The organism is Haloarcula sp. R1-2, from assembly GCF_011627385.1.
Lineage (GTDB): Archaea > Halobacteriota > Halobacteria > Halobacteriales > Haloarculaceae > Haloarcula > Haloarcula marismortui.
Genome location: NZ_JAANTG010000006.1, coordinates 65,315 through 80,351, shown reverse-complemented (window position 1 = coordinate 80,351; position 15,037 = coordinate 65,315). Strand labels below are relative to the sequence as shown.

Below are 15,037 nucleotides of genomic sequence, written 5' to 3'. Positions count from 1 at the left end.
ACAACCACAATGAATTTCGAAGCTACAGAGGAACGCTCGATGATTCGGTCGACCGCAGCGGACGTGGCGGCCGAGTACGGACCGGAGTACTGGCGCGAAAAAGAAGAAGCAGGCGAGTTCGGAGAGGCATTCTGGGACGAACTGGCTGCAGCCGGCTTCCACGGCCTGCTGGTCCCGCCGGAGTACGAAGGGGCCGGGATGGGCATCCAGGAGATGGGGCTGGTCATGGAGACGCTCTGTGCCGAAGGCTGTGGCATGGCGGGCACGTGGTATCTGGTGCTCACCGCCGGCATGGCTGCTGTCGGTATCAGCGAGAACGGGACAGAAGCGCAGAAACAGACCTATCTGCCGGACATCGCTAACGGCAAGCGAAACTTCTCTATCGGTATCACAGAGCCCGAAGCCGGGACAAACACGCTGAACGTCGCGACCCGTGCCGAGAAAGACGGCGACGAGTACGTGCTGAACGGGAACAAGGCCTGGATTACCTTCGCTGACCGGGCTGACAACATGATTCTCGTCACGCGCACGACCCCACGTGACGAGGTCGAGCGCGGGACTGACGGCATAAGCCTGTTCATCGTCGATATGGACGACCCCAACATCGACGTGTCTCCGATTCCCAAACACGGTATCAACTATTCGAAGTCCTGTGAAGTCTTTATCGAGGACGTTCGGGTCCCCGAGGAGAACCTGCTGGGCGAGGAAGACGACGGCTGGTGGACCTTGGTCGATATGCTGAACCCGGAACGTATTGGCTTTGCCGCCGCCGGGACCGGTATCGGCAAACTAGCCGCAGACACTGCTATCGAGTACGCCAGCGACCGGGAGGTGTTCGATGCGCCTATCGGGAGCCATCAGGCGGTCTCGTTCCCGATCACCAAGGCGTACGCCCGTATGGAAACGGCGGCACTCATGCGTGAGAAGGCGTCATGGCTCTACGACCAGGGCGAAGAGTGTGGATACGAGACAAACGTCGCGAAGGCGACGGCCGTCAGTGCTGGTATCGAAGCGGTCAAACAGTCGATGCAGGCGTTTGGTGGCTGGGGCTACGCGAAGGAGTATGACGTCGAGCGCTGGTGGCGTGAAATCAACCTGACACGGTTGGCCCCAGTTTCCCAGCAGATGGCGTACAACCATATCGGCCAGCACCTCGGCTTCCCCAGATCCTACTAATGTTCGAGAAAGTCCTTGTCGCAAACCGCGGCGAAATCGCGGTTCGTGTGATGGCTGCGTGTGAAGAGCTGGGTATCGAGACGGTCGCCGTCTACAGCGACGCCGACCGCAACGCCGGCCACGTTGAGTACGCCGACGACGCATACAACGTCGGCCCGGCACCTGCAAGCGAGTCGTACCTCGACCAGACCGCTATCCTTGATGTCGCTGAGCGGGCCGGGGCCGACGCAATCCACCCCGGGTACGGCTTCCTCGCCGAAAACGCCGAGTTCGCTAGCCGCGTCGAAGCTACCAACGGCATCACGTGGGTCGGTCCGCCAAGCGACGCGATGGAGACGCTGGGCGAAAAGACGAAAGCCCGGACAGTGATGCAGGACGCCGGTGTCCCAGTCGTCCCCGGCACAACGGATCTGGTCGACGAGCCAGCGGAAGTGCGGGAACTGGGTGCAGAGTACGGCTACCCCATCGCAATCAAGGCTGAAGGCGGCGGTGGCGGTCGTGGCATGAAGATAGTTCGGAGCGAGGCCGAAGTTGCGGAGGCGCTCAAAAGCGCAAAACGCGAGGGGGAAGCGTATTTCGGCAATGACTCGGTGTACGTCGAAAAGTATCTCGAAGCCCCAAAGCACGTCGAAGTGCAGGTGCTTGCGGACGAACACGGCAATGTCCGCCACCTCGGCGAGCGCGATTGCTCGCTGCAACGTCGCCACCAGAAAGTCATCGAGGAAGCCCCGAGTCCAGCGCTTGACGCCGAACTGCGTACGGAGATCGGGGCGGCCGCCAGACGCGGTGTCAGTGAAGCCGGGTACACGAACGCCGGGACCGTGGAGTTCCTCGTCGAAGACGGGGAATTCTATTTCATGGAGGTGAACACCCGAATTCAGGTCGAACACACCGTCACTGAAGCAGTGACCGGGATTGATATCGTTCGCTGGCAGCTCCGGGTCGCTGCAGGCGAGCGACTGGACTTTACACAGGACGACGTGTCGATAGACGGGCACGCCGTCGAGTACCGGATCAACGCGGAGAACCCGGCGGAAGACTTCGCGCCGACGCCAGGGCCGCTAACGACGTACGCGCCGCCAAGCAGTATCGGTGTCCGGCTCGACCACGCGGTCTCCCAGGGCGACGATATCGGGGGCGACTACGACTCGATGATCGCGAAGCTCATCGTCGCTGGCGAGGACCGGGAGCACTGTCTGGACCGGTCAAAGCGTGCTCTCGACCATTTCACTGTCGAGGGGGTCCATACCACTATCCCGTTCCATCGGTTGATGCTGGATGACGACACCTTCCGCGCCGGGACGCATACAACAAAATACCTCGACCAGGAACTCGCCGACGATGCCCTCGACGCGGCTGTTGCACGATGGGGGACTGACGAGGTCGGTGGCGACGCCTCGGCGGCGTCGACGGATCAAATCGCTGTCGAAGTCGATGGGAAGCGCTTCGATGTCGTCGTTACGGACGGACTGCCCCGCATCTCCCGTGATGGCAACGCCAGTGGCGGCTCCGGCAGTGGCACTTCGGGCGGCAACTCATCCGGTGGCGGCACGGTGGACGCGACCACGTCGGGTGCGATTACGGCCGAGATGCAGGGCACTATTCTTTCGACTAAAGTTGCACCCGGTGACGATATTGCTGCGGGCGATGTCGTCTGCGTGCTGGAGGCGATGAAAATGGAAAACGACGTGGTGGCATCTGCGGGCGGCACTGTCGCATCTGTCCCGGTCGCAGAGGGCGATTCCGTAGACATGGGTGACACCCTGGTTGTACTGGAGGAATAAGTATGCAAGTCAAAATTTCAGACGACGCGACCGAATCGGAAGCACAGGCCATTGCCGAGGCGCTGGCGACACACTTCGAGGACGACATTACCCTCGTTGTCGACGGCGGCGAAACGGTCAGCAGTGCCACGTACGACGGCACTCGGCAGGATGAATCCACGGACCCAGTTGAGGACGACCTCGGCCCGACCGAACGCGAGGAGGCCCTGCGCGAGGAGATTGAAGAGATCCTTGAAGGCGGGCCGGAAAAGTACAAAGAGCAGTTGCCTGAGGAGGGCAAGCTGTTCGTCCGGGACCGTATCGACCTGTGGTTCGGTGACGATTTCCTGTTCGAAGACGGGAAATTTGCGGAGTTCGACGCCGACGACCAGCTCCCGGCCGACGGGCTCATCACGGGGGCCGCGGAGTTCGAGGGCCGTGACCTGCATTTCATGGCCAACGACTACACGGTCAAACGCGGCAGCATGGCCGCAAAGGGTGTCGAGAAGTTCCTCCGGATGCAACAGCGGGCGCTGAAAACCGGGCGACCGGTGCTGTATCTGATGGACTCCTCGGGGGGTCGTATCGACCAGCAGACGGGCTTTTTCGCCAACCGCGAAGGTATCGGAAAGTTCTACTACAATCACTCGATGCTCTCTGGGCGGGTCCCGCAGATCTGTGTGCTGTACGGTCCCTGTATCGCCGGCGCGGCCTACACGCCCGTCTTCGCGGATTTCACCGTTATGGTCCGGGATATGAGCGCAATGGCGATCGCCAGCCCCCGGATGGTCGAAATGGTCACCGGCGAAGAGATCAGTCTCGAAGAACTCGGTGGCCCTGACATCCACGCACAGCACTCCGGGAGTGCGGACCTCATCGCCGACGACGAGGAACACGCCCGCGAACTCGTTGCGCAACTCATCAGCTATCTGCCCGACAACGCCGACGAAGACCCACCACAGACCAGCGGGACGGCCCCGAAGCGCTCGCCGGAGGGTATCGATGCTGTCGTGCCAGAAAAGCCCAACAAGGGCTATGATATGTTCGACGTGATCGAGCGAGTCGTCGATGCTGGGTCGACACTCGAACTCCGGCCCGAGTACGGCAAGGAAATAATCACGTCGTTTGCCCGGATAGACGGCCGGCCAATCGGCGTCATCGCCAATCAGCCAGCCCAGCGTGCGGGAGCCATCTTCCCGGACGCAGCGGAGAAAGCCGCCCAGTTCATCTGGACCTGTGACGCCTACAACATCCCGCTGTTGTATCTCTGTGACACGCCGGGGTTCATGGCCGGGTCAGGCGTCGAGAAGGAAGGTATCCTCGAACAGGGCAAGAAGATGATCTACGCCACGTCTTCGGCGACAGTGCCCAAGCAGTCCGTTGTGGTCAGGAAGGCCTACGGTGCGGGCATTTACGCCATGTCCGGTCCCGCCTACGACCCCGAGTCGACGATCGGGCTTCCGAGCGGGGAAATCGCCATAATGGGGCCCGAGGCGGCTATCAACGCCGTCTACGCACGGAAGCTCTCCGAGATCGATGACGAGGACGAACGACAGCAAAAGGAGCAAGAACTCCGCGAAGCCTATCGCGAGGATATCGACATTCATCGAATGGCCAGCGAAGTTGTCGTCGACGACATCGTTCCGCCCAGCGACCTCAGAACGGAACTGACGAACCGGTTTGCGTTCTACGAGACCGTCGAGAAAGACCTGCCAGACAAGAAACACGGAACCATCCTCTGAGCTATGACAGGACTTTATTACGAAGAGTTCGAGGTCGGCGAGACCATCGAACACGAGAAGCGCCGCACGATCAGCGAGCGCGACAACCAACAGTTCTGTGATATGACGATGAACCAGCAGCCGTTGCACTTAGACGCCGAGTTCGCGGCCGAGACGGAGTTCGGCGAGCGACTGGTCAACGGGCTCTACACCATGAGTTTAGCTGTCGGACTGACCATCCCGGAGACGACCGATGGCACTATTGTCGCGAACCTGTCCTACGACAGCGTCGAGCATCCGAACCCGGTATTTCACGGCGACACCATCCGCGTGCAGTCGACCGTGACCGACAAACGCGAGACTAGCGACGGTGACCGCGGCATCGTCACGATGCACGTCGAGGTGTTCAAACTCACAGATTCGGACGATGTCCTCGTCTGTGAGTTCGACCGGACCGTGCTGTCACTGCGACGCGATACCGCCGAGTGACGCCGGGACCGGTTGACGGACGAAGCCCGGGTCCCAGTCGCCTACTCTGGGACACCGATGACCCACCGCCATCGTTGCTCGAACGTCCCATTGAGAGCGCTGAGGAGTTCACGGGCTCGCAGAACCCGTTCTTCGATGTCGAACTTTGGATAGAGCCGTGCGGCCATCGCGGGAATCGCGTGGAACAGCCGGATGTTTTCGGCAGTCGTCGAAAACCGCCACGTTCCTGTCGTCGTTGAGAACTCACCCGCGAGGGCGTCTTGGAGAGCCGATGTGTCAGTCGGGGAGCGTGACTCGCGCTCAAACTGTTCGAACACGTCCGTGCCGTCAGGACGGAACCAGCCAAGCGGCGCGACGGCCCCGACCACCCCACCAGACCGGAGCACTCTGGCGCCCTCCCGCACTGCGGTCGCTGGCTCGGGGACCAAAAAGAGCGAAGCGGTAAACGCCACCCCGTCGACTGACTGGTCACAGAGCGGCAGGTGGTCGAAATCAGCTTGCAGTCGGGCAGTGGACTCGATTTCGCTCAGCATCTCGCGGCTGATGTCGAGCGCAACAGTCTCCGCTGCTGTCTCGGTGAATACGCGTGTGCTCACACCTGTGCCTGCGCCCGCATCGAGCACTGTCCCAAGCCCGTCGTCAGCATGAGTGCTCATCTCGACGGCGAGCAGGCGTGCGAGCGACGTGAAGCGATTGGTCCGCCGCTCGTAGGCCGTGTAGGCGTCGACGCTGGCATCGAAGTTCTGCCGGACGACGGCTTTCATACACGACAGCACAGTCAGGTCCCGGATAGGTGTTGTCGTTGGCTACCGCTGCCCGGCCTCGCGAGCGCGTTCGAGGACACGCTCTGCCTGTGCGATAAGCGGTGCGTCGATCATCTCCCCGTCGACTTCGAACACCCCAGCATCTGTTTCTTCGTCGGCCGCGATGATGCGTTCGGCCCATGCTATCTCCTCGTCACCTGGGGTAAACGCGTCGTTGATGACCGCGACCTGATCTGGGTGGATTGCCATCTTCCCGTCGTACCCGAGTTGGGCAGCGAACTCAGTTGCGTCACGGAGACCATCCAGATCGCCGTATTCCGGGTAGATCGTATCGATTGCATCGATTCCTGCGGCGCTGGCCGCAACGACGACTCGCTGGCGTGCATAGAGCACCTCCCGTCCATCGCTGGTGCGACTCGCACCGAGGTCGGCTGCAAGGTCCTCGGCCCCAAAGAGGAGAGCATCGGTCGGGTCGGCGGCTGCAATCTCCGCCGCGTTGAGGACGCCAGCGGCCGATTCCACTAGCCCAAGCACCGGGAGATCCGCATTGTACTCCCCGAGGAGCCGTTCCAGTGCCGAGATGTCCTCGGCCGAACTAGCTTTCGGGAGCATCACACTGTCGGGACTGGTGTCCGACAGTATCCCCCCGAGGTCGGCTGTGGCGCTAACTCCCACGGGATTGATACGAACGCAGATGTGGCTGTTCGAGTTGACAGCCGAGAGTACCGACTGAACCGATTCACGTGCCTGTTCTTTATCAGCCGGTGCAACCGCATCCTCGAGGTCGAAGACGACGACATCAGCGTCGCCACCGGCCGCTTTCCGCATTAACTCCGCATTGTCTCCCGGCGCAAACAGAACACTGCGACGAACCATAGCTGTGCGTTCACCCCCCAGCAGTAAGATGGTAGGGGATAGACGCCCGGCCATGCACAGGATGACCGTGGGTCTGGCGACTCATTCCCTGTCGCAGTCAGTACGCCGCTTCGTGAATCAGCTATCGGTATCACAACTATCCGTCTACTTCGGTGGGTCTGCTGCACGGCACAAACAGCATGGATTTTTATGACACTGGGTAAAATCTCTCTCTGTGACAACTGACCTCCCGGGTGTCGCCGACAGACAACTGTTCGACACGCACGCGCACCAACCGACCAGTGAGTTCCTCCACGACGCCGGCGGCGAAATGATGCAAGACGCCGCCGACCGGTTCGGCACTGATCTGGAGACGTGGGACTACGACGAAATGCTCGCGGAGTACCACGAGGCGGGCGTCAGTGGTGCTGTCCTGCTTGGCTGGGACGCGGAGACGAACACCGGGAACCCACCCGTCCCGAACGACTACGTCGCCGAGGTCCAGGACGAGTATCCCGACTTCTTCGTCGGGTTCGGGAGTGTTGACCCACTGAAAGACGACTGCGTGCAGGAGGCGATCCGGTGCGTTGAGGATCTGGACCTTTCGGGGTTCAAATTCCAGCAGATCGCACAGGGCTTTGACCCCTCAGATGAACGCCACGACCATCTGTGGAGTACCATCGAAGACCTCGGCGTCCCCGTTGTCTTCCACGGCGGGAACTCGACACTGGGAGCCTGTAGCGCCGGCGGTCGCGGCCTGAAAATCAAGTACGGCAACCCGATGCTTATCGACGACGTGGCTGCTGCACATCCGGACCTCGATATCCTCATCGCCCATCCCGCCTTCCCGTGGGAGAAAGAGCAGCTGGCCATCTGCCAGCAGAAGGGCAACGTGTACATGGACCTCTCCGGCTGGGTGCCGAAGTATATCGACGATCAGGTACTCCATTACGCCGGCACGGTCCTCAAAGACAAGGTGATGTTCGGCACCGATTATCCGATGATCGACCCAGAAACGTGGCTCGAATCGTTCGCTCGCGACACTGACTTTGATACGGATGTCCAGCGGAAGATTCTGTTCGAGAACGCACAGGAGTTTTTCGACCGCTAGTCGAAATCCGGGGTTCGCCCGTCCAGAAACGCCTCGACACCACGTGCATGTGCCGGCGTATCGTACGCCAGTGATTGGATGCGTGCTTCTCGACGCAGCCCGGTTTCCAGGGGCTGGCCGATGTTGTCGTGGATCGCTTCCTTCGCCAGCCCGAGGTTCTCCGTTGGCTGTGCCCGAAGCGTTTCGAGCAGGTCAGCTGTCCGCGCATCAAGCTCGGCCGGGTCGATAGCCTCGTTGACCAGATCCATTTCGGCGGCGCTCTCGGCGTCGATCAGCTTCCCGGTGAACGCGAGCTCTTTGGTTTTCCTGAGACCGATCAGCCGGGGAAGTATGGCGGTTGCGCCCATGTCCGGCACGAGGCCGACGCTGATGAACGATGCACCGAACCGCGCGGAACTGGCGGCGTACGCGAAATCAGCGACAGCCACAAGCGACAGCCCGGCACCGACTGCGTCGCCGTTGACCTTCGCGACGACAGGCACGGGTGCCGAGAGGATATTGCTGGCGACCCGGCCCAGTGTTGTCCGGACTCGCTCGTAGGCTTCCGTTGTCGATTCTTCCCGCTCGCTCATCGCCTCGATATCCCCGCCAGCGCTGAACGAATCACCGTCGCCAGTGAGGAGGACGGCGTCGTGCGTCGCCGGGTCGAGATCCTCGAGCGCATCGGCTAATTCAGTAGCGACCGCTGCCGTCATCGCGTTTTTTACCTCAGGACGGTCGAATACGATTCGTCGAACAGCGCCGTCTTCAACGCGCATGGTCGTACTCACACGCCCGGGTATTTAACTCCGAACCCGTCTTTCTCTGTCGTCGCCTGGTCGGCCGTCGTCGTTACTCTCCACCGTCTCCCGGATGGCCGTCACCGACGCCGCCGAACAGCTGTGTGAACAACGAGTGCTGTGCGCGATGAAGTCGTTCGAGGAATGCAGACTTACTGATCCCGAGCTCGCCAGCGACTTCGCTCGCAGTCGTCTGTCGTGGGACGACAAAGTAGCCCATCTCGACTGCGTATCGGAGACTCTCCTCCTGTGCCGGGGTCAGGTCCCATTGCTGTGCGATAGACGCGTCTTCTGTTGCACGCAGTGCGTACACCCGCTGTAGTTTCACGCCGACAGTTTCACCGGCCGTCTCCATGACTGTCTGGAGAATCTCGTGCCCAACCACAGCACCAGCTAAAACCGCGTTCCCGTCCCGATACGTCAGCGATTCTACCATGAACCCCGCGCTAATGAGTTTATGCACAACACACTGCTGGAGTGACAGGCATCGATAGTTATACCGCCCCTCGGTAACTGACTGGTAGAGATAGCGGATCCGGTCGTCTCCGTCGAGGTAGTCTTTGAGGTCGTCGCTCGCCTGTGCGCTGAACCGCAGCAAGACGTTACCGTCCTCCCGGAGGAGCGGCGGGGCCGCCTCGATGGGTGTCCCCGTGACACTGCTCGCATCTGCCAGTGGGCAGTCGTCACCCTCGATGCGAAACTCGACCATCAGGCACTCCTCTATCATTGCCTCGCACATGTGCGGATGTACTTATAAAACCCGCCTATATGGGGGCAAATTAGTAAGAACATTCCTCACGATTTATAGAATAGATATGAACGTCGACGAAGTCAAAGACCGCGCCGGACCCCGGGAGTTCAGCCCGAAAGACGACCTTCCCGAAGAGTATCGGAAGGCAGCCACGCGGATGCTTGAGTTCCACGCCAACAGCGAGATTATGGGCGCGTTCCTTGAACGGCCCTTCATCAGAAAAGCACCGAGTATCGAGCGAAAGATGGCCTTCAGCGCGAAGGTTCAGGATGAGATCGGCCACGGCCAGATGCTCTACCGAGCGGCGGAATCGCTCGGTATCAAAACCCGTGAAGAGATGCTCGACGATCTGGCGAACGGAGACGGAAAGTTCCTGAACTGCTTCCACTACCCAATGGAGAGCTACGTCGAGACGCCGATGATCGCGTTCTTTGTCGACGGGGCTGCGATGCGTCGTCAGGCGACCCTGAAAAAGTCCAGCTGGGAGCCATACGCCCACGCGATGGACAAGATCTGCTTCGAAGAGGGGATGCACGTCAAACACGGTGAGTCGATCCTCCGCGAACTGATGAACGGCTCCCGGAGGGAACAGCGCATGACTCAGGAGGCTTTCGAAGAGTGGTGGCCGCGAATCCTGCAGTTCTTCGGCCCGACCGACGACCAGAGCACCCACCACGACTTCGCCGCGGAAGTCGGGCTGAAGACGTGTACGAACGACGAGCTTCGGAACGCGTTCCTCAACACCTACATCCCGAAGGCGAAAAAATACGGGCTGGAGATGCCCGACGAGCCACGCATTCGGGACAACGGTGACGGGACCTACGAGGTCGTCGAGGACGACCTCGACTGGGACGAGTTCTTCACGGTCTCACAGAACGAATACGAGGGCAGTATCGAGCAGATCACCGGTCGCCGGCAGGCTCAGGAAGCGGTACAGTGGGTCCGTGACATGATGGACGACCAGACGACCACGAACAGCGGCCCGCAGTCACAGGCGGCGGACTGAGAACAATGATCTGGGAAGTATTCCGACAACAGAGTCCGGACGCGGATTTCGTTCACTGCCGGGATGTCCACGCACCCGACCGAGAGATGGCAAAGCAGTTCTCGGTCATTCAGCACGGACGGCGGAAGCCAACCCACGCACTCTGGGTTGCCCCGCAGGAGAAAATCACGCAGGTCGACCCCGATGCAGAGAGCCGCGACGAGACTGGGGACGGTGCCGAGAAACCGTGGGCCGTCTTTCGGCAGGACAAGCCCGGTGGGTATCATACGCACTGCGGTGATGTCGACGCTGCCAGCGCCGCCGACGCAGAACAGGCGGCGATCGCGGCGTTCACTGACGACGACCCGAACAGTCTCTGGGTCGTCCAGCACCAGTACATTGGTGAAGTCACAGCGGATGACGTAACGTTTGGCGGGACGACCAACAAGTCCTACCGGTTTGCACAGACGTACAACGTCAACCCGGCTGCTGAGGAGGTCGAAGCCTCCGAGTCTGAGCAGATAGAAGCGGAGAAACAACGAGGTGAAATCTAATGGCAACAACAGAATCCGACCTCGGCGGTCCAACCGACCTTTCGGAGGAAGAACAGCGCGCAGTCGAGGCACAGCTGCTCCGGCTTGCTGACGACGAGTTGATTCAGGCCGAACGCTACACGTTCTGGCAGGTGCGTGCGCCGACACTGGAATCGGACCTCTCGATCTCGAACAACGCACAGGACGAGCTGGGCCACGCACGGCTGTGGTACGATGCAGTGCAGCAACTGGGCTATTCCGAGGAATCGCTCATTTACGAGAGCGACCCCAGCGACTTCCAGCACAGTACGTTCGTCGAGCTGCCGTTTGCGGAAGGTGACTGGGCCGACGCCATCGTCAGAGCGTACCTCTACGACGTTGCTGAAGACATCCGCCTCTCCGCGCTTGAGAACTCGTCATACGAGACAATCCGGAACAGAACGAGCCGCATCCAGGGCGAGGAAGGCTATCATCTCGAACACGCCGAAAGCTGGCTGGACCGGATGGCACTGGACGAGGAAGCCAGCGAACGCGTGCAGGCGGCTATCGATGACCTCTATCCGTACGCCCTCACGCTGTTCGAACCAGTCGGGGACGTGGAGGCCGACATCGAACGGCTGGGCATCCGGACGATGACTCTCGATGAGATGCGCAGCGAATGGGAGACTCGCGTCGAGTCGTTCCTGACCGAACTGGGATTCGACGTGCCGACCGACGTTGCCCCCGCAACGCCGACGGGCCGGGACAACGAACACACTGACCACTGGCACGACCTTCACGAACAAATGACTTCGAGCTACCGGAATCTGGGACGTGACAAAGCGACGCTGATAATGGCGGACGACGATGAGTAGCGACTACGACCGGCCACGCGCAGACGCTGATGCCACCGCGTGTTCGTACACTGACTACGAGACCAAAGACCACGCGGCGGACGACGTGCCAGCCACGGGCGAAGACGCCGACGGCATCGAACGTGACGTGTGGGCGGCCCTGTATCAGGTCGAGGACCCGGAGATGCCGGTCAGCATCGTCGATCTGGGCCTCATATACGGGCTCGACGTGTCCGACGGCGAAGCCACGGTTGATATGACGCTCACCTACAGCGGCTGTCCGGCACGCGAAATCATCCTCGATGAAGTCGAAGAAGCCGCCGAGAGTGTCGACGGAATCGAGACTGCATCGGTCCGGCTGGTCTGGTCCCCGGACTGGTCCATTGATCTGGTCACCGAACAGGGCAAGGAAGCGTTGCGTGACTTCGGGATGAGCTTTGACGGATGAGCGAGCCGGACCCCAGCGTTACGACCAGCGGCGAACAGACAGGCGCGGAGTGCCCGTACTGTGGCTCGACCGACACCGAACGGAAACACCCACGAGGACCGTCACGGTGTCAGTCGATTCATTACTGTAACGAGTGCCTGCAGCAGTTCAAGAAGTTCGAGTAAGCAGTTATTACTCGCTAGTTCTGGCGTCGCAATTTTATATCGTGAATCAGGGCAATGGTGCCATTGATTGCACTGACTGGCGGTGTGATGCCGACTCGTCGAAGAGAGCTTCAGCCGAGGTTGATGTGGACGTTTTTCACCTCGGTGTAGCTCTCGATAGCCTGTTCGCCCTGTGCGCGACCGTGACCGCTCTGTTTCGTGCCGCCAAAGGGGGTCTGTGGCCACGTGTTGGGCGTCTCGTTGACCATCACCATCCCGTAGTCCAGTCTGTCTGTGACGGTGTGAGCGCGAGTCAGGTCGTTCGTCCAGACACAGGCAGTGAGGCCGAACGGCGAGTCGTTCGCGACCGCAGTGGCCTCTTCCTCGTCGCTAACTTCGATTGCGGTGAGCACAGGGCCGAAGATCTCTTCCTGGGCAATCGTCATCTCGTTGTCCACGTCAGCAAAGACGGTCGGCTCGACGAAGTGGCCGGTTTCTTTGTCCGCAGGAACGCCACCGCCGGCCGCGACAGTCGCCCCCTCTTCCTTGCCGGTCTCGATATAATCGAGAATCTCCTGTTGCTGGCCCGCGCTGACGACTGGTCCCATCTGGCCATCGTCGTCGATACCGCCGCCGAGTGGGATGTTTTCAGCGATTTCGGCCATCCGGGAGACCATCTCCTCGTAGACGTCCTCGTGGACGACAATGCGCGAGTTCGCCCAGCACATCTGCCCGGCGTTCATGAAGATCCCGTACTGGATGCCGCGGGCGGCGGCATCGAGGTCAGCGTCGGGGAACACGACTGCCGGCCCTTTGCCGCCGAGTTCGAGCGTTACGTCAGCGACTGCATCGGCAGCAGTGCGCTGGACTGTCTTTCCGACACCGGTACTCCCGGTGAAGGTGACGTGATCGACGCCCTCGTGTCCGGTGAGTGCGTCACCGGCCTCGGACCCCTTCCCGGGAACGACGTTGACGACGCCGTCCGGAAGGCCCGCTTCCTCCGCGGCTTTCGCGTAGTACAGCGCCGATAGCGGCGTCATAGCGGACGGTTTGAGGATAACGCTGTTTCCTGTCGCCAGCGCCGGTGCTAGGCCGCGGCCGGCGAGCTGGAAGGGATAGTTCCACGGCGCGATGTGTGCGGTCACACCGACTGGCTCACGAGTGGTGTAGTTGAGCCGGCCATTTTCGACAGGAATCTCGTCACCGCGGACCTTGTCCGTCCAGCCGGCATAATGGCGGAACGTATCGATGACCATGTCGATTTCCAGCCCAGCCTCGAACGGCGTTTTCCCGTTGTCGTGGGATTCAACCATGGACAGTTCGTCTTTCATCGCCTCTATGGCGTCGGCCATCGCATGGAGTTTCGCCCGGCGCGTTCCGGGGTCCATCGTCGCCCACTCGGAACCCTCTGCGACGGCCGCCTGTGCCGCTTCTACTGCAGCATCGATGTCGGACGCCTCGGCCTTCTGTACTGACGCGTAGGTCCGTTCAGTTGCCGGGTCCTCCGTCTCAATGCTGTCGCCGTTGGTCGCTTCTCGCCATTCTCCGCCGATATACAGGTCTGTCGGGCCGGTGTACTCCATTGCAGTAACAGAGGGAGTGCGCGGCGTCTTAGTTGTTATTATTGATTATTAATGTCTGGGCGACAAGAGCGCTAGCTCTGAGCTTCAAGCCGCAAAATTGCGGTACTACGCCCTATCGATGCATCGCCTTCGGCCGCGGCAGTAGACTCACTCGCGTTTCTTGATCAGGAACTTCATATCGCCCTCGAAGACGACGGTCCCGTCCTGGTTTTCCATTTCAGTGTCGAGGACGACCAGCCCGGCGTCGTCGCGTCCGACTTCTTTGGTGTTGTCAACGATAATCTCCAGCTGGAGTGTATCGCCGATGTGGACCGGGTTTGGGAGGTCCATGTAGTTCATCCCGAGGAACGCGAATGCGGTCCGCTCGACGATCCCGGTCCGGTAGACGAAGCCGGTCGCCTGCACGAACGTCATTGGACCGTGAGCGATCCGCTCACCGAACTCCTGTTCTTCCGCGTATTCCTTGTTCGTATGCAGCTCTGTCCAGTCTCCAGACAGGGCGGAGTGCATGACGAAATCGGACTCGGTAACGGTCCGGCCGACACTGATAAACTCCTGTCCTTCTTCGAAGTCCTCGAAGTGGTGTGGCTCGTAGCTGTATGCCATATTTTTTCATCTAATAGCAGCCATTTATATTTTTACGCTCCGCTGACAGCAGCAGTGACCGGTATATATTTATTATTAGTGATGGAACCACGACCCGTATGTCCGGTGTCGCCGACGAAGTCAGAGAGCGTATCGAATCGGATGCGTACTGCGAAACCCTTGGTATCGATGTCGTCGAACTTGATTCGGGGTACGCCCAGACTGAACTGACGATTACCGAGGACCTGCTGAACTTTCATGGGACACCGCATGGCGGAGCGATCTACTCACTTGCAGATGCGGCGTTCGCCGCGGCGTCGAACTCTCATGGCGAGGCAGCGGTCGCACTGGAGACGAACATCTCGTATTTAGACGCCGTCGACACCGGTGAGACGCTGTCTGCGATCGCTAAAGAAACACATCTCGCAGGCAGCACCGCAGAGTACGAGGTAACGGTGACTGCACAGGATGGCGAGCGCATCGCGACGTTTCGTGGACGAGTCTACCGGCCCTGACAG

General features: G+C 60.4%; 16 protein-coding genes and 2 pseudogenes. 12 read left to right on the top strand and 6 right to left on the bottom strand.

What is annotated here, in order from left to right; genetic code table 11:
- Window positions 1-9: 9 nt before the first annotated feature.
- From G9C82_RS19165 to G9C82_RS19150, 4 genes are read left to right on the top strand one after another with little or no spacing between them, the layout of a single operon-like run.
- Window positions 10-1,176 carry an acyl-CoA dehydrogenase family protein gene (locus G9C82_RS19165; RefSeq protein ID WP_127015051.1) on the top strand — a complete coding sequence of 389 codons (1,167 nt, stop codon included), beginning with the start codon at window positions 10-12 and terminating at the stop codon, window positions 1,174-1,176.
- Window positions 1,176-2,960: an acetyl-CoA carboxylase biotin carboxylase subunit gene (locus G9C82_RS19160; protein ID WP_127015050.1), complete on the top strand. Its 1,785-nt coding sequence runs from the start codon at window positions 1,176-1,178 to the stop codon at window positions 2,958-2,960. Before G9C82_RS19165 ends, G9C82_RS19160 begins: the two co-directional genes overlap by 1 nt.
- 2 nt (window positions 2,961-2,962) lie before the next feature.
- Entirely contained in the window at window positions 2,963-4,681 is a 1,719-nt protein-coding gene (locus tag G9C82_RS19155; RefSeq protein WP_127015049.1) for an acyl-CoA carboxylase subunit beta, read from the top strand.
- A 3-nt stretch (window positions 4,682-4,684) separates the two neighbouring features.
- On the top strand, window positions 4,685-5,149 hold the full coding sequence (locus G9C82_RS19150; protein ID WP_004966601.1) for a MaoC family dehydratase: 465 nt from the start codon (window positions 4,685-4,687) through the stop codon (window positions 5,147-5,149).
- A gap of 41 nt (window positions 5,150-5,190) precedes the next feature.
- Here G9C82_RS19150 and G9C82_RS19145 read toward each other — a convergent pair whose 3' ends face one another.
- On the bottom strand, window positions 5,191-5,913 hold the full coding sequence (locus tag G9C82_RS19145; protein ID WP_127015048.1) for a class I SAM-dependent methyltransferase: 723 nt from the start codon (window positions 5,911-5,913) through the stop codon (window positions 5,191-5,193).
- A gap of 42 nt (window positions 5,914-5,955) precedes the next feature.
- On the bottom strand, window positions 5,956-6,789 hold the full coding sequence (locus tag G9C82_RS19140; RefSeq protein WP_127015047.1) for a CoA ester lyase: 834 nt from the start codon (window positions 6,787-6,789) through the stop codon (window positions 5,956-5,958).
- A gap of 214 nt (window positions 6,790-7,003) precedes the next feature.
- Between G9C82_RS19140 and G9C82_RS19135 the strand changes: the two genes are divergently transcribed.
- Window positions 7,004-7,879, top strand: a complete 876-nt coding sequence (locus G9C82_RS19135; RefSeq protein WP_127015046.1) for an amidohydrolase family protein — start codon at window positions 7,004-7,006, stop codon at window positions 7,877-7,879.
- Here the strand turns inward: G9C82_RS19135 and G9C82_RS19130 are convergent.
- Together G9C82_RS19130 and G9C82_RS19125 are read right to left on the bottom strand one after the other, a co-directional pair.
- On the bottom strand, window positions 7,876-8,637 hold the full coding sequence (locus tag G9C82_RS19130) for an enoyl-CoA hydratase/isomerase family protein (protein WP_127015045.1): 762 nt from the start codon (window positions 8,635-8,637) through the stop codon (window positions 7,876-7,878). The genes G9C82_RS19135 and G9C82_RS19130 overlap by 4 nt on opposite strands.
- A gap of 73 nt (window positions 8,638-8,710) precedes the next feature.
- Window positions 8,711-9,367, bottom strand: a complete 657-nt coding sequence (locus G9C82_RS19125) for a helix-turn-helix domain-containing protein (protein ID WP_127015088.1) — start codon at window positions 9,365-9,367, stop codon at window positions 8,711-8,713.
- Between the two features lie 106 nt (window positions 9,368-9,473).
- On the opposite strand from G9C82_RS19125, the gene paaA reads away from it, so the two are divergent.
- From paaA to paaE, 6 genes and pseudogenes are all read left to right on the top strand, one after another.
- Entirely contained in the window at window positions 9,474-10,415 is a 942-nt protein-coding gene (gene paaA / locus G9C82_RS19120; protein ID WP_127015044.1) for a 1,2-phenylacetyl-CoA epoxidase subunit PaaA, read from the top strand.
- Window positions 10,416-10,420: 5 nt separating this feature from the next.
- Window positions 10,421-10,594: pseudogene (locus G9C82_RS21120) on the top strand (PacF protein); the annotation flags it as partial.
- 54 nt (window positions 10,595-10,648) lie between these two features.
- Window positions 10,649-10,948: pseudogene (locus G9C82_RS21115) on the top strand (PacF protein); the annotation flags it as partial.
- Complete coding sequence (gene paaC / locus G9C82_RS19110; RefSeq protein ID WP_127015043.1) at window positions 10,948-11,781, top strand: 1,2-phenylacetyl-CoA epoxidase subunit PaaC; 834 nt, start codon at window positions 10,948-10,950, stop codon at window positions 11,779-11,781. The pseudogene G9C82_RS21115 and the gene paaC, both read left to right, overlap by 1 nt.
- A complete protein-coding gene (gene paaD, locus G9C82_RS19105; protein WP_004966591.1) occupies window positions 11,774-12,208 on the top strand; it encodes a 1,2-phenylacetyl-CoA epoxidase subunit PaaD in 435 nt (144 codons plus the stop codon). The genes paaC and paaD overlap by 8 nt, the downstream gene beginning before the upstream one ends.
- Window positions 12,205-12,372: a 1,2-phenylacetyl-CoA epoxidase subunit PaaE gene (paaE, locus tag G9C82_RS19100; protein ID WP_004594293.1), complete on the top strand. Its 168-nt coding sequence runs from the start codon at window positions 12,205-12,207 to the stop codon at window positions 12,370-12,372. Before paaD ends, paaE begins: the two co-directional genes overlap by 4 nt.
- A 110-nt stretch (window positions 12,373-12,482) precedes the next feature.
- Here the strand turns inward: paaE and G9C82_RS19095 are convergent, their stop codons facing one another.
- Window positions 12,483-13,934 (bottom strand): aldehyde dehydrogenase, encoded by a 1,452-nt coding sequence (locus G9C82_RS19095; RefSeq protein ID WP_007188582.1) that lies wholly within the window; start codon window positions 13,932-13,934, stop codon window positions 12,483-12,485.
- Window positions 13,935-14,081: 147 nt separating this feature from the next.
- Entirely contained in the window at window positions 14,082-14,540 is a 459-nt protein-coding gene (locus tag G9C82_RS19090) for a MaoC/PaaZ C-terminal domain-containing protein (RefSeq protein WP_127015042.1), read from the bottom strand.
- A 98-nt stretch (window positions 14,541-14,638) separates the two neighbouring features.
- On the opposite strand from G9C82_RS19090, the gene paaI reads away from it, so the two are divergent.
- Window positions 14,639-15,034: a hydroxyphenylacetyl-CoA thioesterase PaaI gene (gene paaI / locus G9C82_RS19085; protein WP_127015041.1), complete on the top strand. Its 396-nt coding sequence runs from the start codon at window positions 14,639-14,641 to the stop codon at window positions 15,032-15,034.
- Window positions 15,035-15,037 lie beyond the last annotated feature (3 nt).

Bases quoted from the DNA above. Each gene is read 5' to 3' on its own strand.
- G9C82_RS19160 (WP_127015050.1), top strand. From the start codon at position 1,176: ATGTTCGAGAAAGTCCTTGTCGCAAACCGCGGCGAAATCGCGGTTCGT.
- paaD (WP_004966591.1), top strand. From the start codon at position 11,774: ATGAGTAGCGACTACGACCGGCCACGCGCAGACGCTGATGCCACCGCG.
- paaC (WP_127015043.1), top strand. From the start codon at position 10,948: ATGGCAACAACAGAATCCGACCTCGGCGGTCCAACCGACCTTTCGGAG.
- G9C82_RS19150 (WP_004966601.1), top strand. From the start codon at position 4,685: ATGACAGGACTTTATTACGAAGAGTTCGAGGTCGGCGAGACCATCGAA.
- paaI (WP_127015041.1), top strand. From the start codon at position 14,639: ATGTCCGGTGTCGCCGACGAAGTCAGAGAGCGTATCGAATCGGATGCG.
- G9C82_RS19165 (WP_127015051.1), top strand. From the start codon at position 10: ATGAATTTCGAAGCTACAGAGGAACGCTCGATGATTCGGTCGACCGCA.
- G9C82_RS19125 (WP_127015088.1), bottom strand. From the start codon at position 9,367: ATGGTCGAGTTTCGCATCGAGGGTGACGACTGCCCACTGGCAGATGCG.
- G9C82_RS19145 (WP_127015048.1), bottom strand. From the start codon at position 5,913: ATGAAAGCCGTCGTCCGGCAGAACTTCGATGCCAGCGTCGACGCCTAC.
- G9C82_RS19095 (WP_007188582.1), bottom strand. From the start codon at position 13,934: ATGGAGTACACCGGCCCGACAGACCTGTATATCGGCGGAGAATGGCGA.
- paaE (WP_004594293.1), top strand. From the start codon at position 12,205: ATGAGCGAGCCGGACCCCAGCGTTACGACCAGCGGCGAACAGACAGGC.
- paaA (WP_127015044.1), top strand. From the start codon at position 9,474: ATGAACGTCGACGAAGTCAAAGACCGCGCCGGACCCCGGGAGTTCAGC.
- G9C82_RS19090 (WP_127015042.1), bottom strand. From the start codon at position 14,540: ATGGCATACAGCTACGAGCCACACCACTTCGAGGACTTCGAAGAAGGA.
- G9C82_RS19155 (WP_127015049.1), top strand. From the start codon at position 2,963: ATGCAAGTCAAAATTTCAGACGACGCGACCGAATCGGAAGCACAGGCC.
- G9C82_RS19140 (WP_127015047.1), bottom strand. From the start codon at position 6,789: ATGGTTCGTCGCAGTGTTCTGTTTGCGCCGGGAGACAATGCGGAGTTA.
- G9C82_RS19130 (WP_127015045.1), bottom strand. From the start codon at position 8,637: ATGCGCGTTGAAGACGGCGCTGTTCGACGAATCGTATTCGACCGTCCT.